Annotated in this window: 19 protein-coding genes; 10 read left to right on the top strand and 9 right to left on the bottom strand. The window is 68.1% G+C overall.

The features are described 5' to 3' along the window. Window positions 1-21: 21 nt before the first annotated feature. Genes C1O66_RS02785 through C1O66_RS02770 form a run of 4 tightly spaced genes read right to left on the bottom strand, consistent with a single transcriptional unit; the run spans window position 22 to window position 5,416 of the window. Complete coding sequence (locus C1O66_RS02785) at window positions 22-261, bottom strand: hypothetical protein (RefSeq protein ID WP_102766455.1); 240 nt, start codon at window positions 259-261, stop codon at window positions 22-24. Window positions 262-281: 20 nt separating this feature from the next. Continuing rightward, window positions 282-2,093 (bottom strand): acyl-CoA dehydrogenase, encoded by a 1,812-nt coding sequence (locus C1O66_RS02780; RefSeq protein ID WP_102766454.1) that lies wholly within the window; start codon window positions 2,091-2,093, stop codon window positions 282-284. Beyond that, on the bottom strand, window positions 2,093-3,268 hold the full coding sequence (locus C1O66_RS02775) for an acetyl-CoA C-acyltransferase (RefSeq protein WP_102766453.1): 1,176 nt from the start codon (window positions 3,266-3,268) through the stop codon (window positions 2,093-2,095). The genes C1O66_RS02780 and C1O66_RS02775 overlap by 1 nt, the downstream gene beginning before the upstream one ends. Window positions 3,269-3,319: 51 nt before the next feature. Beyond that, the gene (locus tag C1O66_RS02770) at window positions 3,320-5,416 is read right to left on the bottom strand and encodes a 3-hydroxyacyl-CoA dehydrogenase NAD-binding domain-containing protein (RefSeq protein ID WP_102766452.1); all 2,097 of its coding nucleotides are present in this window, start codon (window positions 5,414-5,416) and stop codon (window positions 3,320-3,322) included. 268 nt (window positions 5,417-5,684) lie between these two features. On the opposite strand from C1O66_RS02770, the gene C1O66_RS02765 reads away from it, so the two are divergent. Both C1O66_RS02765 and C1O66_RS02760 read left to right on the top strand, forming a co-directional pair. After that, window positions 5,685-6,740 carry a DUF3667 domain-containing protein gene (locus tag C1O66_RS02765; RefSeq protein ID WP_243392679.1) on the top strand — a complete coding sequence of 352 codons (1,056 nt, stop codon included), beginning with the start codon at window positions 5,685-5,687 and terminating at the stop codon, window positions 6,738-6,740. 77 nt (window positions 6,741-6,817) lie between these two features. Then, entirely contained in the window at window positions 6,818-8,059 is a 1,242-nt protein-coding gene (locus tag C1O66_RS02760; protein ID WP_102766450.1) for a lipase family alpha/beta hydrolase, read from the top strand. Between the two features lie 6 nt (window positions 8,060-8,065). On the opposite strand, the gene prsT is transcribed toward C1O66_RS02760, so the two are convergent. Continuing rightward, on the bottom strand, window positions 8,066-10,924 hold the full coding sequence (gene prsT, locus C1O66_RS02755; RefSeq protein ID WP_102766449.1) for an XrtA/PEP-CTERM system TPR-repeat protein PrsT: 2,859 nt from the start codon (window positions 10,922-10,924) through the stop codon (window positions 8,066-8,068). A 233-nt stretch (window positions 10,925-11,157) separates the two neighbouring features. On the opposite strand from prsT, the gene C1O66_RS02750 reads away from it, so the two are divergent. From C1O66_RS02750 to C1O66_RS02725, 6 genes are all read left to right on the top strand, one after another. Beyond that, the gene (locus tag C1O66_RS02750) at window positions 11,158-12,660 is read left to right on the top strand and encodes a protein adenylyltransferase SelO (protein WP_102766448.1); all 1,503 of its coding nucleotides are present in this window, start codon (window positions 11,158-11,160) and stop codon (window positions 12,658-12,660) included. Further along, on the top strand, window positions 12,657-13,073 hold the full coding sequence (msrB, locus tag C1O66_RS02745; RefSeq protein ID WP_102766447.1) for a peptide-methionine (R)-S-oxide reductase MsrB: 417 nt from the start codon (window positions 12,657-12,659) through the stop codon (window positions 13,071-13,073). The genes C1O66_RS02750 and msrB overlap by 4 nt, the downstream gene beginning before the upstream one ends. Before the next feature lie 66 nt (window positions 13,074-13,139). Further along, a complete protein-coding gene (locus C1O66_RS02740; RefSeq protein WP_102766446.1) occupies window positions 13,140-13,817 on the top strand; it encodes a septation protein A in 678 nt (225 codons plus the stop codon). Then, entirely contained in the window at window positions 13,814-14,086 is a 273-nt protein-coding gene (locus C1O66_RS02735) for a BolA family protein (RefSeq protein ID WP_102766445.1), read from the top strand. Before C1O66_RS02740 ends, C1O66_RS02735 begins: the two co-directional genes overlap by 4 nt. 59 nt (window positions 14,087-14,145) lie before the next feature. Then, entirely contained in the window at window positions 14,146-14,949 is an 804-nt protein-coding gene (locus C1O66_RS02730; protein ID WP_102766444.1) for a peptidylprolyl isomerase, read from the top strand. 191 nt (window positions 14,950-15,140) lie between these two features. Next, window positions 15,141-15,704 (top strand): DUF2062 domain-containing protein, encoded by a 564-nt coding sequence (locus tag C1O66_RS02725; protein ID WP_165794434.1) that lies wholly within the window; start codon window positions 15,141-15,143, stop codon window positions 15,702-15,704. Here C1O66_RS02725 and C1O66_RS02720 read toward each other — a convergent pair. Then, window positions 15,701-16,414 carry an ABC transporter ATP-binding protein gene (locus tag C1O66_RS02720; protein ID WP_102766442.1) on the bottom strand — a complete coding sequence of 238 codons (714 nt, stop codon included), beginning with the start codon at window positions 16,412-16,414 and terminating at the stop codon, window positions 15,701-15,703. The genes C1O66_RS02725 and C1O66_RS02720 overlap by 4 nt on opposite strands. Window positions 16,415-16,433: 19 nt before the next feature. Between C1O66_RS02720 and C1O66_RS02715 the strand changes: the two genes are divergently transcribed. Then, the gene (locus tag C1O66_RS02715) at window positions 16,434-17,147 is read left to right on the top strand and encodes an arylesterase (RefSeq protein ID WP_243392678.1); all 714 of its coding nucleotides are present in this window, start codon (window positions 16,434-16,436) and stop codon (window positions 17,145-17,147) included. A gap of 83 nt (window positions 17,148-17,230) precedes the next feature. Here the strand turns inward: C1O66_RS02715 and C1O66_RS02710 are convergent, their stop codons facing one another. Both C1O66_RS02710 and def read right to left on the bottom strand, forming a co-directional pair. Beyond that, window positions 17,231-19,306, bottom strand: coding sequence for a DUF6600 domain-containing protein (locus C1O66_RS02710; RefSeq protein WP_102766440.1), 2,076 nt, complete (start codon window positions 19,304-19,306; stop codon window positions 17,231-17,233). A gap of 115 nt (window positions 19,307-19,421) precedes the next feature. Next, entirely contained in the window at window positions 19,422-19,958 is a 537-nt protein-coding gene (def, locus tag C1O66_RS02705; RefSeq protein WP_102766439.1) for a peptide deformylase, read from the bottom strand. A 64-nt stretch (window positions 19,959-20,022) separates the two neighbouring features. Between def and C1O66_RS02700 the strand changes: the two genes are divergently transcribed. Then, window positions 20,023-20,994: an MBL fold metallo-hydrolase gene (locus C1O66_RS02700; protein WP_102766438.1), complete on the top strand. Its 972-nt coding sequence runs from the start codon at window positions 20,023-20,025 to the stop codon at window positions 20,992-20,994. A gap of 6 nt (window positions 20,995-21,000) precedes the next feature. Here C1O66_RS02700 and C1O66_RS02695 read toward each other — a convergent pair whose 3' ends face one another. Beyond that, a complete protein-coding gene (locus C1O66_RS02695) occupies window positions 21,001-22,287 on the bottom strand; it encodes a solute carrier family 23 protein (protein WP_102766437.1) in 1,287 nt (428 codons plus the stop codon). Between the last annotated feature and the right edge of the window lie 90 nt (window positions 22,288-22,377).

Genomic DNA, 22,377 nt, shown 5'->3' with positions numbered 1-22,377 from the left:
CCCGTTCACCTGTTCACCCCTTCACTTCTTACCCCAGCGCGAACGGATCCAGATCATCAGCGCGCCGATCACCACCGCCGCGCCGCCTTTGATCGCCAGGATCCAGCCCAGCAGCTCGGCATCGCTCAGGCCCTGCTTCATCAAGAACACCCCCAGGATGACGGCCAGCAGGCCGCCGTAGATCAAGACCCAGATCAGCGCTTCGACATGGCCCAGCCAGCGCGGCGGCGGGCGTTCCGATCGGTCTTTGTGCTCCTCCATCTGGGCGAGCCCTCCCCGGCTCAGAACCACCCGTCCTGCATCTCGCGGCACAGCGGCTCGCGGCTCTCGACCACGGCCAGCCAGGCGCCGATCTTGGGCAGCTCATAACGATAGAAATACGCTGCGGCGGCACGCTTGCCTTGCGCGAAGTCCGAGCTCACCGCTGCATCGTCCAGCGCCAGTGTGACATCCAGCCACAACCAGGCCAGCACCCCGTGGCCAAAAGCCTGCAGATACGGTGTGGCATTGGCCAGGGCCACCTCGGGCTCGCCCGTGGCCCAGGCGGCCTTGCTGGCCCGGCCCAGCTGAGCCAGGGCGGCCGCCAGCTGATTGGCCTGGGCCGCCAGGGCCGGCCGCTGCAGGGCGGCCTCGACCGTGCGGTTGATGCGCGCGACCAGCACGCGCAAGGCCTGGCCGCCATTCAGCACCACCTTGCGTCCCAGCAGGTCCAGGCCATGGATGCCGTGCGTGCCCTCGTGGATCATGTTCAGGCGGTTGTCGCGCCAATATTGCTCGACCGGAAAATCGCGCGTGTAGCCGGCACCGCCCAGCACCTGGATGGCCAGGCTGTTGGCCTCCAGGCACCATTCGCTGGGCCAGCTCTTGGCGATGGGAATCAAGACCTCGAGCAGCTGCGCCGCCTCGGCCGCCGCTTCCGGCGCCCCGGTCTTTTGCTCATCGACCAGGCGCGCGCAGAACAGCTCCAGCGCCAGCGCGCCCTCGACATAGCTCTTCTGCGCCAGCAGCATGCGCTTGACGTCGGCATGCTCGATGATCAGCTGCTGCGGCTGCGCCGCATCTTTCCCGCCCAGTCCAAGGCTGCGGCCCTGCGGCCGCTGGCGGGCGTAGGCCAGGCTGGCTTCAAAACCGGCATAGCCCAGCATGGTGGCGGCCAGGCCCACACCGATGCGCGCCTCGTTCATCATGTGGAACATGCAGCGCAGGCCCTCGCCGGGCTGGCCAACCAGATAGCCGATGGCCCCTGCCCCGCCTTCGCCAAAATTCAGCAGGCAGTTGCTGGTCCCACGGAAACCCAGCTTGTGGTTGAGGCCGGCCAGGGCCACCGCGTTGCGCTGGCCGTCCAGGCGGCCTTCGGCATCGACGCCATGCTTGGGCACGATGAAGAGCGAGATGCCGCGAGCGCCCGGCACCAGGCGGCCCTGGGCATCGGGGATCTTGGCCAGCACCAGGTGGACGATGTTCTCGCTCAGCTCATGTTCGCCGGCCGAGATCCACATCTTGTGGCCGTGCAGGCGGTAGCGCGGGCCCAGGGGGTCCAGCTCAAAGCCCTCGCCATCGGGCACGGCCCGGGTCTGGATGTCGGACAGAGAAGAACCCGCCTGCGGCTCGCTCAAGCACATGGTGCCGAACCAACGGCCCTGCAGCTGCGGCTGGGCGAACACGGCGCGCTGGCGCTCGCTGCCATGGGCCAGCAGCAGATTGGCATTGCCCACGGTCAGCAAGGCATAGCCGCTGATGCCCACACTGGCCTTCTGGAAAAAGGCATTGGCGGCGGTCTCGATCACGCAGGGCAGCTGCAGGCCGCCCTGGGCCTCGTCCTGCGAGGCGGCCAGCATGCCGGAGGCGATGTAGGCATCCAGCGCCTGCTTGGTGGAGGCCGGCAGGATCACACGCTCGCCGTCGAAGCGTGGCTCCTCGGCATCGCAGGCACGGTTGGCCGGCGCGAACTGCTCGGCGGCGATGCGCTCGCAGCTGTCCAGCACGGCGGCATAGCCCTCCAGCGAATGCTCGGCAAAGCGCGGCCGCTCACTCAGCGACTGGACCTGCAGCCAGTCGCGCAGCAGAAAGTCCAGGGTGGCACGCAAAGCCATCACAGCACCTCGAAGACGCCGGCCGCACCCATGCCGCCGCCGATGCACATGGTCACGCAGATGCGCTTGGCGCCACGGCGCCGGCCTTCCAGCAGCGCATGGCCGGTCATGCGCTGGCCCGAGACACCGTAGGGGTGGCCCAGGGCAATCGCGCCGCCATTGACATTGAGCCGCTCCTGCGGAATGCCCAGTCGATCGGCGCAGTACAGCACCTGCACGGCAAAGGCCTCGTTCAGCTCCCAGAGGTCGATGTCGTCCACCGTCAGGCCCAGGCGCTGCAAGACCTTGGGCACGGCGAAGACCGGGCCGATGCCCATTTCATCGGGCTCGCAGCCGGCCACGGCAAAGCCGAGGAAGCGGCCGAGGGGCTGCAGGCCTTCGCGCGCGGCCAGGGCTTCGCTGACCAGCACGCAGGCGCCGGCGCCGTCCGAGAACTGGCTGGCATTGCCGGCCGAGACCAGGCCGCCGGGCAGCGCGCTGCGCAGGTCCTTGATGCCCTCATAGGTGGTGCCTTCGCGCAGGCCTTCGTCGTGGCTGACCGTCACTTCCCGCGTGCTCAGGCCGCGCAGCTTGTCGACCACGCCCATCTGCACGGTGATGGGGGCGATCTCCTCGGCAAAGCGCCCGGCCGCCTGGGCGGCGCAGGCGCGCTGCTGGCTTTGCGCGCCGTACTGGTCCATGCGCTCGCGGCTGATGCTGTAGCGCTGGGCCACGGTTTCGGCCGTCTGCAGCATGCTCCAGTAGAGCTCGGGCTTGTGCTGTTGCAGCCAGGGCTCATGCGCCATGTGGCGGTTCATCTCGTTTTGCACGCAGGAGATGCTCTCCACCCCGCCGGCGACAAACACCTCGCCCTCGCCGGCCATGATGCGCTGGGCCGCCAGGGCAATGCTTTGCAGGCCGCTGGAGCAAAAGCGGTTGACCGTCATGCCGCTGACGCTGACCGGCAGGCCGGCGCGCAGGGCGATCTGGCGGGCGATATTGCCGCCGGTCGTGCCCTCGGGGAAGGCGCAACCCATCAGCACATCCTCGACCCGCTCGGGCGCGAGGCCGGCGCGGGCCACCGCGGCCTGCACCACATGGCCGCCCAGGGTGGCGCCGTGGGTCATATTGAAAGCGCCCTTCCAGCTCTTGGCCAGAGGGGTGCGGGCGGTGGACACAATCAGGGCGTGGCTCATGGCAATTCAGCTCCGAATTCTTCAGATGAGGGGTCGAGGCGGGAGGGAGGTTCATCCGTTGAAGCTCTTGCCCTGGGCCACCAGACGCTGCAGCAGGGGCGCGGGCTCCCAGAAGGCCGCATCGTCCATGGGGTTGCGTGCCAGGCGCTTCATGGCCTGCAGCACATTGAAGAGGCCCAGGCTGTCGGCATAGCACATGGGGCCGCCGCGCCAGAGCGGGAAGCCATAGCCGCTGAGGTAGACCATGTCGATGTCCGAGGCGCGCTGGGCGATGCCCTCCTCCAGCAGGCGGGCGCCCTCGTTGACCAGGGCCAGCACCAGGCGCTCGACGATCTCTTCATCGCGGATCTGGCGCGGCTGCAGGCCCAGGGCGGCGCGGTGCTCGGCCAGCAGGGCCGCCACCTCGGGCGAAGGCAGGGCCTCGCGCCGGCCGGGCCGGTAGTCGTACCAGCCGGCTTGGGTCTTCTGGCCGAAGCGGCCGCGCTCGCACAGGCGGTCGGCGCTTTGCGAATAGCGCTGCTCGGGCCGCTCGATCGCGCGGCGCTTACGGATGGCCCAGCTGATGTCGTTGCCGGCCAGATCGTTCATGCGGAAGGGGCCCATGGCGAAGCCAAAGGCCTCGGCCGCGCGGTCCACCTGTTCGGGCGAGCAGCCCTCGTCCAGCAGAAAACCGGCCTGGCGCGCATACTGCTCGATCATGCGGTTGCCGATGAAGCCGTCGCAGACACCGGCCACCACCGCCGTCTTGCGGATCTTCTTGGCCAGGGCCATGGCGGTGGCCAGCACATCGTGGCCGGTGGCCGCGCCGCGCACCACCTCCAGCAGCTTCATCACCTGGGCCGGGCTGAAGAAATGCAGGCCCAGCACATCTTGCGGGCGTCGGGTGAAACCGGCGATGGTGTTGATGTCCAGGGTCGAGGTGTTGGAGGCCAGGATGGCACCGGGCTTGGCCGCCGCGTCGATCTGCTCGAAGACCTGGCGCTTGACGTCCAGATCCTCGAACACCGCTTCGATCACCAGATCGGCCTCGGCGATGTCGGCATAGCTCAGGCTGCCGCGCAGCAGGGCCAGGCGCGCGTCCAGCTTGTCCTGCTTGAGCTTGCCCTTGCTCAGCTGCGCCTCGTAAGCGCCACGGATGCGGGCCAGGCCGCGCTCCAGCGCCTCGGCCTGGCTTTCCACAAGCACGACGGGCAGGCCAGCGTTGAGGAAATTCATGGCGATGCCGCTGCCCATGGTGCCGGCGCCGATCACCGCCACCTGGCGGATCTCGCGCAGCGGCGTGCCGGGCGGCAAATCGGCGATCTTGGACGCCGCCCGCTCGGCCACAAAAGCATGGCGCAAGGCCTTGGACTCGGGCGTGATCATCAAGGCCGCAAAGCCCTCCCGCTCGGCGCGCAGGCCTTGCTCGAATGGCAGGTTCACGGCCGCGGCCACCGCCTCCAGGCAGCGCAGAGGCGCGGGGAAATTGCGGCTCTGCGCGGCCACCATGTTTCGGGCGAACTGGAAAAAGGCCTCAGGGTTGGCATGCGTGGCCGGCAGATCGCGCACGCGCGGCAGCGGGCGCTGCGCAGCGACTTCGGCTGCAAACGCCAGGGCCGCCTCCAGCACCTCGCCAGCCACCACCCGGTCAAACAGCTTTTGCCCCGGCACCTGGGCCAGCAGTTCGGCCGCCACGATCTCGCCGCTGACGATCAGGTTCAGCGCCGCCTCGACACCGAGGGCGCGCGGCAGGCGCTGCGTGCCGCCGGCGCCGGGCAGCAGGCCCAGTTTCACCTCGGGCAAGGCGACCTTGGTGCCGGCGGCCACCACACGGTAGTGGCAGCTCAGAGCCAGTTCCAGACCACCCCCCATGCAGACGCTGTGCACGGCCGCCACCACCGGCTTGCTGCAGGCTTCGACCAAGGCCACCACGCTGGGCAGATTGGGCTCGCTCATGGCCTTGGGGCTACCGAACTCCTTGATGTCGGCCCCGCCCGAGAAGGCCGCGCCGGCGCCCGTCATCACCACGGCCGTGACGACCGGGTCGGCCTCGGCCCGCTCGATGGCAGCGACGATGGCCTGGCGTGTCGCCAGGCCCAGGCCGTTGACCGGCGGATTGTTCAGGGTGATGACAGCGCTGCTGCCGCGGACTTCGTAGAGGGTGGACATGGGCGTGCGTGGCGAATGGTGGGTGGCCTGTGGGTGAACAGGTGAACAGGTGAACAAGTGAACGGGTGAAGGGGCCGACGGCTCGTGGACAAGGTCTGTGTTTCACGATTCACGATTCGCAATTCACCCGTTCACCCGTTCACCCCAAAAAAGAACGATCGTTCGATTCTAGGCAGATGCACCCGGCAGGGCTGTCGCATCCGGATCAGGGTTAGCCCGAGTCGGCCGGCTTGCGCCTAATATGCGCGGCCTTCCAGAATCGACACCTATGCGTCTTTCACTGCGTCCCCCTCGCTTTCTTGCCGCCGTCCTGCACCCCGACATCCCCAGCGATCCGGCGCTTTGCCCCAACTGCGGCAGCCGTTTCGCCGAGCCACGGCCGAACTACTGCGGTGAATGCGGGCAGGAATCGCGGGTGCGCGCGCCGACCCTGGGCGAATTCACCCAGCAGCTCGGTGGTGCCTACATCTCGATGGAAGGCGCACTCTGGCGCACGCTCTGGCGCCTGCTGCTCCTACCCGGGCAGCTGACGCTGGAGTATCTGAAAGGCCGCCGCCGCCGCTATGTGCTGCCCCTGCGCCTATACCTGACCATCAGCGTGCTGGCCTTGCTGGCCCTGCGCCTGGTGACGGCGCCCAAGCTGGAGGCGCAAGCCGAGGAGGACGCCCGAGAAGAAGCGGCAGCCGTCGTCGTCGCGGCATCGGCGCCGGCATCCTCAGCGCCGACATCCTTGGCTCTGCTGGCAGGCGTTCCCGCATCGGCGCCGGCCTCGGCAGCGCGCGGCGCCGTGGTGGAGCTGGACCCGGGCGACGACCAGAACTTCCAGGTCGGTGGCTTGGCCGGCCTGCGCTTTGGCATCAAGAACCAGAAGTTCTTCTGCGAGGGCCTGCCCGTATCCATGTGCAAGCGCCTCGAGAAACGCCTGGCCCAGGGCCGCGGGCACCTGAAGCAGGAAATCCTGCATGTGGTCACGCGCAGCCTCAACAACCTCGGCCTGACGATGTTCCTGCTGCTGCCGGCCTTTGCCCTGTGGCTGAAGCTGATCTTCATCGACAAGCGCCTGCGCTACACCGAGCACCTGGTCTTTGCCCTGCATCTGCATGCCTTCTGGTTCGCCATGCTGCTGCTGATGCTGGTTCCGGTGGAGGGACTGCAACTGACCGCCACATTCGCCAGCATGGGCTACGCCCTGGTCGCCATCCAGCGCGTCTATCGCACGCGCTGGTGGAGCACGCTGCTGCGGTCCTCGCTGCTGGCCACGCTCAATGTGTGTGTGACCTCGCTGGTCATTGCCCTGCTCTTCCTGGCCAATCTGGTGAGCTGAGCCTAGGCACGGCCGGGCGGGGCCGCCCACAATGCGCGGGCGCGGCGCGATCTCTTGTCATCCGCCCGCCTGCTGCCATGCCCAAGCCCACACGCCGCAAGGCCACCCATTTGCTGAGCGCCCGCGAGCTGCGCGGCCTGGCCCAGCTGGCCACCCAGGGCACGCTGGGCATGACCGACATCGTCGAGGGCATGCATCAGGCCGTCTGGTCACGGCTGGGATTGCAGGGCCGCCGCGAGGAAGAAAAAACCCGCAGCGCCGGCCTGACCGGCCTGGTCTACCGCAGCATCCGCGGCAGCACACGCCTGCTGGGCCGAGGTGTCGACCAGTTGCTGGCCACCTGGCCGGCCGATGAATCGCAAGAGGCCCGCGAGCCCTCACCCCAGCGCCTGGCCCTGCTGGCCGCACTCAACGGCGTGATGGGCGACCATCTGGCCGAGAGTGGCAACCCGCTGGCCCTGGCCATGACGGTGCAGAACCCCGATGCGCTCAGCGCGGCGCCCACGGGCCACCTGCTGCTGCTGATCCACGGCCTGTGCATGAACGATCTGCAATGGCGCAGCGAGAACAAGGCCGGCCAAGCCCATGACCACGGCGAGATGCTGGCCCGCTCCCTGGGCGCAAACCGGCTCTACCTGCGCTACAACTCGGGCCGCCATATCTCGGAGAACGGCCGCGACCTGGCACAGCTGCTGCAGCAGACCGTGGACGCCTGGCCGGTGCCGGTGACCCGCATCACCCTCGTCGGCCACAGCATGGGCGGCCTGGTGGCGCGCAGCGCGGTGAAGCTGGCACAAGACCAAGGTCTGGGATGGCGCGAGCGTGTTCACAGCCTGGTCTGCCTGGGCTCGCCGCACCAGGGCGCGCCGATGGAGCGGGCCGGGCACTGGGTGGACCTGCTGCTGGGCAGCAACCGCCACAGCGCCCCGCTGGCCCGCCTGGGCCAGCTGCGCAGCGCCGGCATCACCGATCTGCGCCACGGCCTGGTGCAGGACGCCGACTGGCAGGGCCGCGACCGCTTTGCCGCCGGCCATGCGCCGCATCGACCCATGCCCTTGCCAGAAGGAATCGCCTGCTACGCGCTGGCCGGCACCACGGCCGCCAAACGCAGCCCCATGGCCGACCGCCTGCTCGGCGATGGCCTGGTGCCTCTGCGCAGCGCCCTGGGCGAGCATGAGGACCCCACCCAGCGCCTGAACTTCGCGCCCGAGGCGCGCCACATCGCCTATCGCACCGGTCACCTGCAGCTGCTCAGCAGCCCGGCGGTCAGCCGGCAGCTGCTGGCCTGGCTGGCACCATCGCCAGGCAACTCCAAATAAAGCGCTTCAGAGCCCGCGCAGCAGCTGCTGCACTTCAGCCTGGTTGCCGTACTGCTTGCCCACCGTGGCCAGGCGGTTCAGCTCGGCCGCGGCCAGGCGCTTGTCACCCGACTTGAGGTAGAGCTTGGCCAGACGCAGACGCAGCTCGTGGTTCTGCGGCTGCAGCTCCAGGGCCTGGGTCTGCACCTCGATGGCGCGCGGCAGCTTGTTCTCCGCCTCCAGCACCGAGGACAAGGTGTCCAGGAAAGGCGCCTGTTTGGGCGCCAGCTGCACCGCCTTCTCGGCCAGGGCCAAGGCGCCGGGCTTGTTGAGCTTCATGCCCAGCCAGGCCAGGTTGTTGAGCACGGCCGGGTTTTCGGGCTGCAGCTTCTGCACCGCGGCAAAGCGCGCTTCGGCTGCCTGCAGCTGGCCCTGGGTCAGCTCGACACCACCGATGTAGAACAGAAACTCGGCATCGTCCGGATGGGCCTTGATCCAGTCGGCCGTGTGCTTGTCGGCCTCGGCCTTGTTGCCGGCAGCGCTCAGCACGTAGTGCAGCTTGCTGGCGATGGTGCTGTCGGGCGCCTTGTCCAGGCTGCGGCGCATGGCGGCGGCGGCCGGCGCCCAGGCTTTCTGCTGGGCCTGGACATCGCCTTCCAGGCTGTAGCCCAGGGGCGAGCCCGGCGCGCGCTTTTGCAGGGCGGCGGCGGTGGCGAGCGCCTCCTTGACCTCGCCATTGCTCAGCTGCACCTCGCCCAGACGGCGTTGCACGACCAGGTTGTCGGGGGCCAGCTCCAGCGCACGCTTGAGGTGGCCGATGGCCGTGGGGTATTTCTTCAAGGCCACATAGACCTCGGCCAGACGAAGGGACGGCAGCGGCGAGCGCGGCTGGGCACGGGCCAGGGCATTGAAGGACTCCAGCGCCTGCTGGTATTCGCCTGCCAGGGCGCGCGCGCGACCCTGAGCCTCCATCAGCTCGGGGCTCTCCGGCAAGGCAGCCACGCCCTGCTCGGCAGCGCTCAACGCGGCCTTGAGGTTCTGCGACTTCAGCTGGAAATCGATCAGTGCCACGCGCGCTGCGGGGGCATTGGGCTTGGTGGTGATGGCCTTGGTGATCATGGCCTCGACCTCGGCCTTGGTGCCGCCGGCCTGCTCATGCAGCTCGGCCAGGGCCAGTTGGGCGTTGACGTTGTCAGGCTGAGCCACCAGCAAGGCCTCGAAGCGCTTCTTGGCCGCCGCGGGCTGCTTGTCGTTCAGATCCAGCGAGGCCAGCAAGGCGGCGGCCGGGTAGAAAGTGGCGTCCACCTTCAGGGCTTGTTCCAGGCTCTTGCGCGCGGCCGGCACATCGCGGCGGGCCAGGTAGACCAGGCCGCGCAGATTGTGAGCCATGGGTTTGTTGGGCTGCTTGCGCTCCAGCACCTCGATCGCGGACAGGGCCTTGTCGAGATCGCGGCGCTGCAGATGCGCACGGATCAAGGCCACATCGGCCACGGTGCTGGGGTCGGCATCGGAAATGGTCTTGAGCTCGGCCAGCACCTCTTCGGGCGAGGCCGTGCCGGCCTTGCCCAGGGCGAGCTGGGTGCGGCTGCGCATATCGCCGGGGTTGAGCTTGGCGGCTTGGGCAAAGAAGGCCGCGGCCTTTTTGTCATCGCCGTTCTGGCGGTAGGCCTCGCCGGCCAGGGAGAAGAGCTGGGCGTCCACCACATTGCCGTTTTGCAGCAGCGGCGAGATCACGGCCACGGCGCGCGCGGGCCGGCCGGTCAGCAGGTAGACCTGGGTCAGCATGCGGCGGGCGATGCCCAGATTGGGCGCCAGCTTGAGAGCCTTGCCCAGATGCTCTTCGGCCTGCACATAGCCCTTGAGCTCAAACTCGACCGCGCCGGCCAGCTGCAGGGCCAGGGGGTTCTCGGGCGCCTGCTTGAGCAGCTGCTGGCTGAGCTCGCGGGCGCGGTTGAAATCGCGCTGGCGGAAGCTCAGCAGGGCTTCGAAGTACACGGTTTGCGGGTGGCTGGGCAGCACCTTCTTGAGTGCAGCCAGCTGCTCGGTGGCGGCCGGCAGGTCGCCGTTGTCCAGCCAGAAATTGAGCAGGCCGGTGTGGGCCGCGGCATCGCCGGGCTGCAATTTGATGGCCTCGCGGTAGGCGTCGACTGCAGTCTTGGCCGTGCCGGTCAACGCGCTGCCAGCCTCCGGCGCCGAACTGGCGCCGGCCACGCCGGCACTGGCCGCCGCGGCGAGCGCCTGGGCGCCCTCGACCCGCCGGTTGACCATCAGGATGTCACCCTTGAGCCGCCAGACCTCGGCCAGCTTGGGGTCGCGCTGCAAAAGGCTGTCGATCATCTGCAGGGCCCCGGTGAAGTCGCCATCGCGCGCCTTCATGCGCACTTGCAGGGTCTGCGTGGGCGGGTACTCGGGCTGCAGCTGCAGAGCTTCGGCAATGGCCGCATGGGCCTTGTCCGAAGCACCGGTCGACTCAAAAGCGATGGCCAGCGAGGTCAGCAGATCGGCTTGTGACTTGGGATCGCCGAGCTTGGTGTTGCCCTGCTGTTCGATCAACGCCTTGAACGCTTCATTGGCCACCTGGGCGCGGGCCATCAGGGGAACGACCTGGTCGGCCGCGAACTTCAACGCGATCGCCTTACCCAGCTCGACCTCGGCCGAGCGGCTGTCGCCGACATCGAGGAAGGCCTTGCCCAGCATGAAACGAGCCTCACCGGACTCGGGCGACTTCTGCAAGGCGTTTTTGAGCTGGATGATGGCGGTCTTGCTGTCGCCCTTGCCGATCGAGGTCTTGGCCGAGGCCATCAGGCTGTCATAACTCTCTCCACCACAGGCTGCGAGCAGGCAAGCGGTCAACAGACTGGTGGCAATCAGCTTGGGCGTGGACATGGGCAGTGGCGGCAAGAGCGCGGTCAGAGAACAAAGGCGATCACCCGGGGCGACAAGCTGGGCCGGGCGGGATGGGCAAAGCCGGCAAAGTATAGGGTCCACCCAGGCGTGGACAGGCAGCGCCAGCCCCTCGGCCAGGGGGCTGGCTGTGCGAGGGCCGAGCGGCCGCTGGCAGCGCCGCTCCAGCAGCCCCACAGACCCTGAGGCCAGGGGTGGCTGGCTACACTGAGCCCATGAGTTTTCCAAGCGCCTCGCCGCCCCAGGCCGAACACTGGCGGAACCGTTTTGCCAGCCTGGGCCCGGCCTTCTTCACCGAGCTGCCGCCGCAAGGCATGCCGCAACCGGTCTGGGTGGCGCACAGCGCCAGCTGCGCGGCCGAGCTCGGCTGGCCCGAGAACTGGTGGCAGCGTGAAGACTGGAACGCCTTGCAGGTGCTCAGCGGCAATGCCGCCTGGCCCGGCATGCGCAGCCTGGCCAGCGTCTACAGCGGCCACCAGTTCGGTGTCTGGGCCGGTCAGCTCGGCGATGGCCGCGCCCATTTGCTGGGCGAAATCCGCACACCCAGCGGCAGCCTGGAGCTGCAACTCAAGGGCGCCGGCCTCACGCCCTACTCGCGCCGAGGCGATGGCCGCGCCGTGCTGCGCTCCTCGATCCGCGAGTTCCTCTGTTCCGAGGCCATGCACGCGCTGGGCATCCCCAGCACCCGCGCCCTGGCGCTGAGTGCCTCGGCCCTGCCGGTGCGGCGTGAGAGCCTGGAGACTGCCGCCATCGTCACCCGAGTGGCACCGAGCTTTCTGCGCTTTGGCCATTTCGAGCACTTTGCTCACCACCAGAAGCCGGCGCAGCTGCGCCAGCTGGCCGATCACTTCATCGCCGAGCACGCGCCGGCCTGCCTCGAATCGGACGCGCCCTACCTCGCCCTGCTGGAGCAGGTGGCGCGCCAGACCGGCAGCCTGCTCGCCCATTGGCAGGCCGTGGGCTTCTGCCACGGGGTGATGAACACGGACAATATGTCCATGCTGGGTCTGACCATCGACTACGGCCCCTTCGGCTTCCTCGACGGCTTCAACCCCGGCCACATCTGCAATCACTCCGACCACCAAGGCCGTTATGCCTTTGCCCGCCAGCCCAGCGTGGCCTTCTGGAACCTGCATGCCCTGGCCCAGGCCCTGCTGCCCTTGATCCAGAACGAGGGCGAAGACCCCGAGGCCGCCAGCGAGCGCGCACTCGATGCGATCGAGCCCTACAAGCAGGCCTTCAGCGAGCGCTTCATCGCCCTGATGCGGGCCAAGCTGGGCCTGCACAGCGCGCAGGCCGAAGACACCGCCCTGATCGACGACTGGCTGCGCCTGCTGGCCGCCACCCAGGTGGACTACACCATCGCGCACCGCCGGCTCAGCCAGTTCGGCGTGCACGATGACCCCGGCGCCTTGCGTGACCTGTTCCTGGACCGCGAGGCCTTCTACGCCTGGGCCCAGCGCTACCGCAGCCGCCTGCAGGCCGAGGCCAGCCAGGATGGCGCGCGTCAGGCGGCCATGCGCGCCGTCAACCCGGCCGTGGTGCTGCGCAACCATCTGGCCGAGGGCGCCATCCGCGCCGCCCAGGTCGGCAATTTCTCCGAGACCCAGCGCCTGCTGCAGGTGCTGCAGCGGCCGTTTGACGAGCCCACGCAGGCCAGCGACGCGGCCTTCCCGCCCGATTGGGCCCACACCCTGGAAGTGTCCTGTTCATCATGAACGACCCAAAAAAACAGTACCCGGTGCAGAAGAGCGAGGCCGAATGGCGCGCCCAACTCGACCCGATGCAATACCAGGTGGCCCGCCAGGCCGGCACCGAACGCGCCTTCACCGGCAAGTACTGGGACCATTTCGAGAAGAACGGCCTCTACCGCTGCGTCGGCTGTGGCGAAGCGCTGTTCGCGCCCGAGACCAAGTTCGATGCCGGCTGCGGCTGGCCCAGCTACTGGGCGCCGGTCAACTCGGAGCTGATCGAGCGCATCGTCGACCACAGCCACGGCATGGTGCGCATCGAAGTGCGCTGCAACAACTGCGGCTCCCACCTGGGCCATGTCTTCCCGGACGGCCCTGAACCCACGGGCGAACGCTTTTGCATCAACTCGGCCGCGATAGACTTCGCGCCCAAGCCTTGAGGACTCCCTTCGCGGCTGCTTGTTGACGAATTCCCCGCGAGGCCCACCGCCCCGCCGCTCTTGCACATGAAGCTCCTGCTCGACTTTCTGCCGCTGATCCTGTTCTTTGCCACCTTCAAATACGCAGAGGCCCACAAGGACTGGGCCGCGGCCTTTGCCACCGAGCATTTCGGTTTCATGGTGTCGGGCGGCAAGGTCGGCACCGAAGAGGCCGCCGTGCTGCTGGCCACCCTGGTGGTGATGGTGGCCACGCTGACCCAGGCCCTGCTGCTCAAGCTGCGCGGCAAGAAGATCGACCTGATGCTCTGGATCAGCCTGGCCCTGGTCGTGGTGCTGGGCGGGGCGACCATCTGGTTCCACAACGAAACCTTCATCAAGTGGAAGCCCACCGGCCTGTACTGGGGCATGGCCCTGGTGTTCTGGGGCTCGGCCCAGTTCTTCAAGAAGAACCTGATCCAGAAGATGCTGGGCGCCGAGCTGGAGCTGCCGGCCTTCGCCTGGCAGAACCTGAACCGTGCCTGGGTGCTGTTTTTCGCCACCCTCGGTATTGCCAATCTCTACGTGGCCTACAACTTCACGACCTCGACCTGGGCCGACTTCAAGGTCTTCGGCGTCACCGGATTGATCCTGGTGTTCACCGTCGCCCAGGGCGTCTATCTGAGCCGCCACCTGCCCGAGCCGCCGGCCGAAGACAAGGCCGACGAGAAGCCCACGGCCCAGGAAGCCCAAGGACCCCAGGCATGAGTCACCCCGCCCTGAGCCAGGAAATCCATGCCCGGCTGCAAGCCGCCCTCAGCCCCGAATCGCTCGAGGTGCAGGATGACAGCCACCTCCATGCCGGCCACGCCGGTGCCCGGGAAGGTGGGCATTACTCCGTGCGCATCTGCAGCAGCCGCTTCGCCGGCCTGGGCCGCGTGGCGCGCCATCGGCTCGTATATCATTCGTTGGGTGAGTTGATGCAGCAAGGCATCCATGCGCTGGCGATCGACGCCAGCACACCCCAAGAAAACTGATTCTTCACACAATCGATCAGCGCCGATACGGCGCATTTTTTTAGCCTAAAGCCCTACCCATGAAGAAGTTTGTGCTTGCCGCCTCCGTCGCGGCCCTGTCCGCTGCGCTCCTGCCCATGTCGGCCAGCGCGCAGAACCTCGCCATCGTGAACGGCAAAGCCGTGCCCAAGGCACGCGCCGAGCAGCTGATCGGCCAAGTCACCAAGAGCGGCCAACAGCCCCGCACGCCGGAGCTGGAAACCCAGGTCAAGGATGAAGTCGTGCTGCGCGAGATCTTCATGCAGGAAGCCGAGAAGCGCGGCATCCCGGCCAGCGCCGACTACAAGGCCCAGATGGAACTGGCCCGTCAGAGCATCCTGATCCGCGAACTGTTCGCCGACTACGCCAAGAAGAACCCCGTCACCGAAGCCGACGCCAAGGCCGAGTACGAGAAATTCAAGGCCCAGAACAGCGGCGAAGAAGTGCGCGCCCGCCACATCCTGGTCGAGAAGGAAGACGACGCCAAGGCCCTGATCGCCCAGATCAAGGGCGGCGCCAAGTTCGAAGAACTGGCCAGCAAGAACTCCAAGGACACCGGCTCGGCCGCCAATGGTGGCGACCTGGACTTCGCCAAGCCCAGCAGCTATGTCCCTGAGTTCGCCGAAGCCATCACCAAGCTGAAGAAGGGCGAAATGACCGACGCGCCGGTCAAGACCCAGTACGGTTTCCACATCATCAAGGTCGAAGACACCCGCGAAGCCCAGTTCCCGGCCTTCGACGACGTCAAGGCTCAGATCCTGCAACGCCTGCAACAGCAGAAGGTCGGCGCCTTCCAGCAAGAGCTGAAGAGCAAGGCCAAGACCGACTACAAGTTCGCCAACTGATGTGCCATTGCGCTGCGCGCCCGCGGCCGCGCGCTCAAACCCTGAGTTTGGGCGGCGGCTTCTCGGCCCGCAGCGCCTGAGGTCCGCACCAAGACCTGCAGGATCAGAACCCGCGCAACGCCCTTCGGCGTCCGCGGGTTTTTCATGAGCGAAACACGCCACCCACCCTGCCCGCCCGCCGAGGTTCTCGCTTGCCTGCCTCCCGCCTCGCCCGCCGCATCCTGCCCCACCCGGACACCCTGGCCGATACGCCGGGTCTGCGCTGGCTGGGCCACTACCTAGCACCACGTCCCTGGCTGTGGGTCGCACACCGGCGCCGCGTGGCCCTCGGCGTGGCCGTGGGCCTGGCCATCGGCGTCATCCCCTTGCCAACCCAGATGGTGCTCGCGGCTGTGCTGGCCATCATCTGCCGCGCCAATGTGGCCGCAGCCATTGCGGCCACCTGGCTGACCAATCCCTTCACCTTGGTGCCGATCTGGAGCCTGGCCATCGCGCTGGGCCGCCTGGCCTCGGGGCACAACGGGCCGATCGCCACGCCGGAGATGCTGGCCATCACCTGGAGCGAGCCTTCCAGCTGGCTGCCCTCGGCTTGGGCCTGGGTGCAGGCCCTGGGAGAGCCGCTGCTGATCGGCCTGCCCCTGGCCGGACTCACGCTCGGAGCTGCGGCCTATTTCATCGTGTACATCGGCTGGTGGGCCGTGATCCGCGGCGAACGCTGGCGGCGGCTGCGCCAGCGTGCGCGCAACCGCCGCTAAACGGCTGCTGCTGCAGGTTCTGCCGCATGCTGACCGGTCTGCTCGAGCAAGCGGCCGGCTTCGATGCGCAACTGCCGCTGGCAGCGCTGCGCAATCGCCAGATCGTGGGTGACGAGCACCAGGGTGGTGCCGGCTTCCCGGTTCAGCTCGAACATCAGCTCCATCACCGCCGCACCGGTCGCGAAATCGAGGCTGCCGGTGGGCTCGTCGGCCAGCAGCAGGGCGGGCCGCTGCACAAAGGCGCGCGCCAGCGCCACGCGCTGCTGCTCTCCCCCCGAGAGCACGCGCGGGTAATGTCCCAATCGCTCGGACAGCCCCACCCGACCCAGCATCTGCGTGGCCAGACTGCGCGCCTGCGGATCGCCCCGCAGCTCCAGCGGCAGCATCACGTTCTCCAGCGCCGTCAGGTTCGGCAGGAGCTGGAAGCTCTGGAACACAAAGCCGAGCTCGGCGCCGCGCACCGCGGCGCGCTGGTCTTCATCCAGCACAAACAGATCCTGGCCACGCAAGCGCACCGTGCCGCTGCTGGGCGTGTCCAGGCCGGCCAGGATGGCCAGCAAGGTGCTCTTGCCTGAGCCCGAGGCACCGACGATGGCCACCGATTCCCTCGCCCGGAGCGAAAAGCTGATGTCATGCAGAATGCCCAGCTCACCGGTCGCATCACGCACCCGTTTGTTGATGTGATCGACTTCCACAAGAATTTCGGACATGACGGAAGAACCCCAAGGAATGACAAAGGACTGGACGAAGACGCCCGCGGCCCCCGCACGGCGCAGCGTGCTGAAGCAAGCCCTGCACTGTAGCGCCTGCATCCTTGGCCTGGTTTTCGCAGGGTCGGCGATCGCCCAGGCCCAAGCCACAGCTCCGGCGGCTTCCGAGCGCAAGCTGCTGGTGCTGGGCGACAGCCTCTCGGCCGAGTACGGCCTGGCCCGCGGTCAGGGCTGGGTGGCCCTGCTGGAGCAAAAGCTGGCCGGCCACAAGCTGCCGCAAGGCCGGCGCTACCAGGTCGTCAATGCCAGCATCAGCGGCGAAACCACGGCCGGCGGCCGCGCGCGCCTCGAGCCCTTGCTCAAGCTGCACAAGCCGGCCGTGCTGATCATCGAGCTGGGCGGCAACGACGCCCTGCGCGGCCTGCCCCTGGCCAGCAGCCGCGAGAACCTGCTGGCCATGGTGCGCGCCGGCAAGGCCGCCGGCGCCAAGGTGCAGCTGGTGGGCATGCAGGTGCCGCCCAATTACGGCGCCAGCTATGCGCGCGAATTTGCGAGCCTGTTCCCCGAGGTGGCCAAGGCCGAGAAAATCGCCTTGACGCCTTTCCTGCTGGCCGGCTTCGCCGAAAAGCCCGATGCCGAGGCCTGGTTCCAGCCCGACCGCATCCACCCCCTGGCCAAGGCCCATCCGCTGATGCTGGACCAGGTCTGGCCGGTGTTGCTGCCCCTGCTCTGAGCGCCCGCTGAAACGAAAAAAGAAAAGCGCTGCGCCCGGGAGGGCGGCAGCGCTTGGTCTGAGACGGCGGAGGGCGGCGGCGCTCAGCGCTCCATATCGCGGCGATCGCCGTTGCGACGCGGCGGCCCGTCCTGATGGCCACGCTGCGGACCTTGCGGCTCGCTGCGCGGCGCCGGCTGCGGCGGGGCGGCCTGCGGCGCCCGCTGCGGCAAAGCCGCAGGCTCGGCCGAGCGGGGACGCTCGATCTGGCGTTCCATCGGGCGCTCCGGGGGGCGCTCGATCTGGCGCTCGGGCATGCGCTCGGGCCTTGGCGGGCCGGCACGCTCACCGCGATCGCCACGGTCCCCGCGCTCACCGATGCGATCGGCCCAGGGCCGCGGCGCGGGCTCGCTTTGCCCCTGCACCTGCGCCTGCGGCATGGGCGCGGCCGGCGACTGAGCGGGCTGAACCTGAGGAAGCGAGGGGTTGGCTCGTTCACGCTCGCGTTCACGCTCCACACGTTCCACACGCGCCGCACCACCGCGCCAGGGCAGCTCGGGCGCGGCCGAGGGCGAAGGGTTGGCTTGCACCGGGCCGTTCTGACCAGGCACCGGCTCGCGGCTGGGCAGGCTGCTGCCCATCTCGTTGCGCTGCGGGCCGTTGAAACGCCCTTCCCTTGCTTCACGGGGCTCACGTGGCTCACGGGCCGGCAGATCAGCCCCTGCCTCGCGCTGGATCTCGCGGCGGCGCTGGCCGAGGTTGTCGTTGCGCCAGGGCACCTCGGCCGGGTTGCGGCCTTGGGCCGAGTCCAGGCCCGGTGCCGGGTTCGGGCGCTGCGGCAGCACGGCGGCCAGGTCCTGGCGGGCGGGCGGTGCCGGCAAGCTGCGCACCGGGCCGGCCTCGGCCACCGGCATGGCCCGCACCGGGCCGCCTAAGCCGGGCAGATAGCTGATGGCGCCGCCGATCTCGCGGTTGCTGCGCGGCTTGTTCACCGTGACCGGGTCGCGGTCGAAATGGTTGTTCAGCCGCGCCACATAACCGGGGCTGTGGCGGAAGCCGGGCACATAGACCTCACGCGGGGCCAGAGGGTACCAACCGTAATGCGGGCGCGGCGGGCGCACGCCGCCGATGCTGATGCCCACCGACACGGCCGGGCCACCCACCCATGCCACCAAAGCCGGGGCATAGACCGGTCGCGCCACATAGCGACCCGGCGACCAGCACCAGCGGCCATTCCAGCTGACCCAGCGGCCGTAGTGGAAAGGTGCGAAGCCCCAGGGCGCATCGTCCACCCAGCTCCAGCCCCAGTGACGGGTCCAGGCCCAGCGGCCGTAGCGGTACGGCGCCCAGTCGGCCACGACCACGGAAGGGAACCAGACGGCACCGTACTCAGGCGACTGTTCCCAGCGGCCATGGCGGTCCAGGTCTTCGGCGCCGGTCATCTCGGGCGAGACATAGCGCTGGCTCAGACCCAGGTTGACGCTGTCACCCTCGGCCCGGCTTTGCGCGCTGAGCCAATCAATGAAGCCATCACCCTGCAGACGCTGACGCTCGGTGCGCGGGCCGCCGGCCCACCAGAATTCGGCCTGCTCGCCGTCCTGCAGCCAGACCGGCAGCGTGCCCTCGCCCTTGCTCGATTCAAAGCGCAAACGGCCCTGCAAGGCAAAACCACGGCTGCCGCGGTCCATCTGCTCGACGCGGTACAAGCCCTCACGCTCGGCGAAGAACAGGCCCTCGCGGGTCATCACCTTGTATTCGCTGACCGCTTCCTGCGAACGCAGGCGCAGCCCCAGATCACCCTTGGCCAACATCAGCAGCACGCGGCCCTCGTCGAGCTGGCTGATCTCCAGGTCGCTGCGCTCATCGAGCCAGAAGCTACTGGAGCCAACCCGCAGGCTGACGCGCGAGCGATCGTCGGTGCGCAGGCGGTCGCCCTCGGAGATGGTCTGGTTGCGCGTCATGCGCGTCCATTCCTTGTTCTCGGCGTCGAACAGCCAGGCCTCTCCAATGACTTCGGAGACCCGGCCGGCACGCGTCGGCGGGTCACCGCCTGGCGCGGCTTGGGCGTGGGCCGGCTGCCAAGCGCTGAGGCCCAGCACCAAGCAGGCCAAGCACAGCCAGCTGCGCCAGGCCCAGGCCAGCGCAGCAGTGGCAGACAAATTTCGGGCGGCAACTTTCATGACAAGCTCCTGTGACCCCAGCTCAACGCGCAGTCTGCTGCCGCGGAGGACCGTCTTTACAAACAATCACCACAGCAAAGTGCGAGGTGCAGGCCACGCGCCCGAAAGGAGCGTCTCAGTCGTCTGCCGCCGGGTCCAGCTCCGGGAACAGCACCGAGGTGAAGCCAAAGCGGCTGAAATCCTTGACCCGCATGGGATAGAGGACGCCGTCGAGGTGGTCGCACTCATGCTGGACCACGCGGGCATGGAAGCCTTCGGCCTCGCGCTCGAAGGCCTGGCCTTCGGCGTCAAAGCCGCGGTAGCGCAGGCGCGCATGACGCGGCACCACGCCGCGCAGGCCCGGCACCGAGAGGCAGCCTTCCCAGCCCTCTTCATCGGCCGAGCCGAGCAGCTCGATCTCGGGGTTGATCAGCACGGTCGGCGGCACAGGCGGCGCGTCCGGATAGCGCACATTGCTCTGGTAGCCAAAGATGACCAGGCGCAGGTCGACACCGATCTGCGGCGCGGCCAGGCCGGCGCCGTTGGCGGCCTTCATGGTCTCGAACATGTCGGCGATCAGGCTGCGCAGCTCGGGCGTGCCGAAGTTCGTGACCGGCTGGGCCACGCGCAACAGGCGCGAATCGCCCATCTTCAGGATTTCATGCACGGCCATGGCAACGTCGCGACATCAGTTAAGGTGGGCGGATTCTAGAAGTGAGCCCGGAGACACACCCGCCATGCACGATTTTGTCCAGCCCCTCGGCCATGGCATCTATGCCATCGACACCGGTTTCCAGCGCCCGCAGTTCGACGCCGCCTACCTGATGGTGGAGGCCGGCCGCGCCGCCTTCATCGACACCGGCACCAACCACGCGGTGCCGCGCCTGTTGGCGGCACTGGGCGATCTGGGCCTGAGCCCGGAAGCGGTGGACTGGGTGATCCCCACTCATGTGCATTTGGACCATGCCGGCGGCGTGGGCCAGCTGATGCAGTCCCTGCCCCAGGCGCGCCTGGTCGTGCACCCGCGCGGCCTGCGCCATCTGATCGACCCGACCGCGCTCTACATGGGCGCCAAGGCGGTCTACGGCGAGGCCGAGATGCAGCGCTCCTACGGCCGCCTCGTGCCGGTGCCGGCCGAGAGGTCCCAGGCCAGCAGCGATGGCGAGACTCTGCACCTGGCCGGCCGCCCCCTGCTCTTGCTGGACACCCCCGGCCATGCGCGCCACCACCACTGCATCTGGGACGCGCACAGCCGCGGCTGCTTCACCGGCGACACCTTCGGCCTGAGCTACCGCGAGTTCGACACCCCGCAAGGTGCTTGGGCCTTGCCGACCAGCACGCCGGTGCAGTTCGAGCCCGAGGCACTGAGAGCCTCGATGGATCGCCTGCTGGCTCTGCAGCCCACGCAGATGTTCCTGACCCACTACAGCCGCGTCGGCGGCAGCGTGGCCGAGGTGCAGCGCCTGGGCCAGCTGCTGCGCGAGCAGATCGACGAGATGGTGGCCCTGGCCCATGCCGCGCCATTCGGCGCCAGCCCCGAGCGCCACGCTTTTCTGAAAACCGGGCTGGAGGCGATCTACCTGCCGCGCCTGCATGCCCACGGCTGCACGCAAAGCCTGGTGGCGCAGCTGGGCCTGCTGGAGATGGACATCGAGCTCAACGCCCAAGGCCTGGGCGTCTACCTCGACAAGCGCGCGGCGGCAGCCTGAGGTAACTCAGTCCTTGCGTCCCAGTGACAGGAGGGCGTAGAGCAGGATGGCGCCGAAGGTGGCGGTCCCGATGCCGCCCAGCGCAAAGCTGCCCAGCTTCAAGGTGTAGTCGCCCGTGCCCAGCACCAGAGTGATGGCGACCACCAGCAGGTTGCGGCTGTCGCTGAAGTCCACTCGCTTGTCCACCCAGATCTTGGCGCCGGCCACGGTGATCAGGCCGAAGACAACGATGCTGACTCCGCCCATCACCGCCAGCGGAATCGCCTGGATCAGCGCCCCGAATTTGGGGCTGAAGCCCAGCAGCACGCCCAGCAGGCCGGCGATCACGAAGATGGCGGTCGAGTAGATGCGAGTGGCGGCCATGACGCCGATGTTCTCGGCATAGGTGGTCACGCCGGTGCCGCCGGCGGCACCGCTGACCATGGTGGCCAGGCCGTCGCCCATGAAGGCTCGGCCCATGTCGGCGTCGAGGTTGCGGCCGGTCATGGCGCTGACGGCTTTCAGGTGACCGAGGTTTTCGGCCACCAGCACCACCACCACCGGTACGATCAGCAGCAGGGCCTGGGGCTCGAAGACCGGGCTGGCAAAACGCGGCAGGCCCACCCAGGCGGCGCTCGCCACGCCCGACAGGTCGATCGGCTTGCCCAGGCCCAGGCCGTTGGTCAGCAGCGCGTAGAGCAAGCTGGCGGCCAGCAGACCCAGCAAGATCAGCAGGCGCTGGGCCATGCCGCGGCTGTACACCGCGACCAGGGCTACGCTCAAAAAGGTGGCGCCTTGCATCCAGGCATCGAAGCCCGTGGGCGCCATGTTCTTGATCGGAATGGCAGCCAGGTTCAGGCCGATCACGGCCACCACGGCGCCGGTCACCACCGGCGGCATCAGGCGCTCGATCCAGCCCGTGCCCAGCCAGGACACCAGGGCGCCGATCGCAAAGTAGACCGCGCCGCAGGCGATGATGCCGCCCAGAGCCAGTCCGATATTCGCGTTAGGCCCCGCGCCGGTGTAGCCAGTGGCGGCGATCACCACGCCGATGAAAGCAAAGCTCGATCCCAGATAGCTGGGCACGCGGCCGCCCACCATGAGGAAGAAGATCAGGGTGCCGATGCCGCTCATCAGGATGGCGACATTGGGGTCGAAGCCCATCAGCAGGGGCGCCAGCACGGTGGCGCCGAACATGGCGATCACATGCTGCAAGCCCATGGCCAGGGTCTGCGGCCAGGGCAGGCGCTCGTCGGTCTGTACCGCTTGCCTGTCTTGGGCCGGTACCTCACGCCATTGGAAAATTCGGCTCATGCTGCGTGCGCTCCATCGTGTCTTGACGCCGCAGTGTAGTGAGGCCAGCTGCCGCGACGACCCAGGGCTTGCACGCAGCCCGGATGGGCC

It is taken from the genome of Paucibacter aquatile, from assembly GCF_002885975.1.
Classification (GTDB): domain Bacteria; phylum Pseudomonadota; class Gammaproteobacteria; order Burkholderiales; family Burkholderiaceae_C; genus Paucibacter_A; species Paucibacter_A aquatilis.
The sequence above is the reverse complement of the archived record's forward strand: the minus strand, read 5'-3'. Positions and strand labels throughout refer to the sequence as shown.

Excerpts from the sequence above, each read along its gene's own strand:
- C1O66_RS02775 (WP_102766453.1), bottom strand. The coding sequence starts at position 3,268 with ATGAGCCACGCCCTGATTGTGTCCACCGCCCGCACCCCTCTGGCCAAG.
- C1O66_RS02760 (WP_102766450.1), top strand. The coding sequence starts at position 6,818 with ATGCCCAAGCCCACACGCCGCAAGGCCACCCATTTGCTGAGCGCCCGC.
- C1O66_RS02695 (WP_102766437.1), bottom strand. The coding sequence starts at position 22,287 with ATGAGCCGAATTTTCCAATGGCGTGAGGTACCGGCCCAAGACAGGCAA.
- C1O66_RS02785 (WP_102766455.1), bottom strand. The coding sequence starts at position 261 with ATGGAGGAGCACAAAGACCGATCGGAACGCCCGCCGCCGCGCTGGCTG.
- C1O66_RS02720 (WP_102766442.1), bottom strand. The coding sequence starts at position 16,414 with ATGTCCGAAATTCTTGTGGAAGTCGATCACATCAACAAACGGGTGCGT.
- C1O66_RS02765 (WP_243392679.1), top strand. The coding sequence starts at position 5,685 with ATGCGTCTTTCACTGCGTCCCCCTCGCTTTCTTGCCGCCGTCCTGCAC.
- C1O66_RS02750 (WP_102766448.1), top strand. The coding sequence starts at position 11,158 with ATGAGTTTTCCAAGCGCCTCGCCGCCCCAGGCCGAACACTGGCGGAAC.
- C1O66_RS02710 (WP_102766440.1), bottom strand. The coding sequence starts at position 19,306 with ATGAAAGTTGCCGCCCGAAATTTGTCTGCCACTGCTGCGCTGGCCTGG.
- C1O66_RS02730 (WP_102766444.1), top strand. The coding sequence starts at position 14,146 with ATGAAGAAGTTTGTGCTTGCCGCCTCCGTCGCGGCCCTGTCCGCTGCG.
- C1O66_RS02770 (WP_102766452.1), bottom strand. The coding sequence starts at position 5,416 with ATGTCCACCCTCTACGAAGTCCGCGGCAGCAGCGCTGTCATCACCCTG.
- C1O66_RS02740 (WP_102766446.1), top strand. The coding sequence starts at position 13,140 with ATGAAGCTCCTGCTCGACTTTCTGCCGCTGATCCTGTTCTTTGCCACC.
- prsT (WP_102766449.1), bottom strand. The coding sequence starts at position 10,924 with ATGTCCACGCCCAAGCTGATTGCCACCAGTCTGTTGACCGCTTGCCTG.
- def (WP_102766439.1), bottom strand. The coding sequence starts at position 19,958 with ATGGCCGTGCATGAAATCCTGAAGATGGGCGATTCGCGCCTGTTGCGC.
- C1O66_RS02735 (WP_102766445.1), top strand. The coding sequence starts at position 13,814 with ATGAGTCACCCCGCCCTGAGCCAGGAAATCCATGCCCGGCTGCAAGCC.
- C1O66_RS02780 (WP_102766454.1), bottom strand. The coding sequence starts at position 2,093 with ATGGCTTTGCGTGCCACCCTGGACTTTCTGCTGCGCGACTGGCTGCAG.
- C1O66_RS02715 (WP_243392678.1), top strand. The coding sequence starts at position 16,434 with ATGACAAAGGACTGGACGAAGACGCCCGCGGCCCCCGCACGGCGCAGC.
- msrB (WP_102766447.1), top strand. The coding sequence starts at position 12,657 with ATGAACGACCCAAAAAAACAGTACCCGGTGCAGAAGAGCGAGGCCGAA.
- C1O66_RS02700 (WP_102766438.1), top strand. The coding sequence starts at position 20,023 with ATGCACGATTTTGTCCAGCCCCTCGGCCATGGCATCTATGCCATCGAC.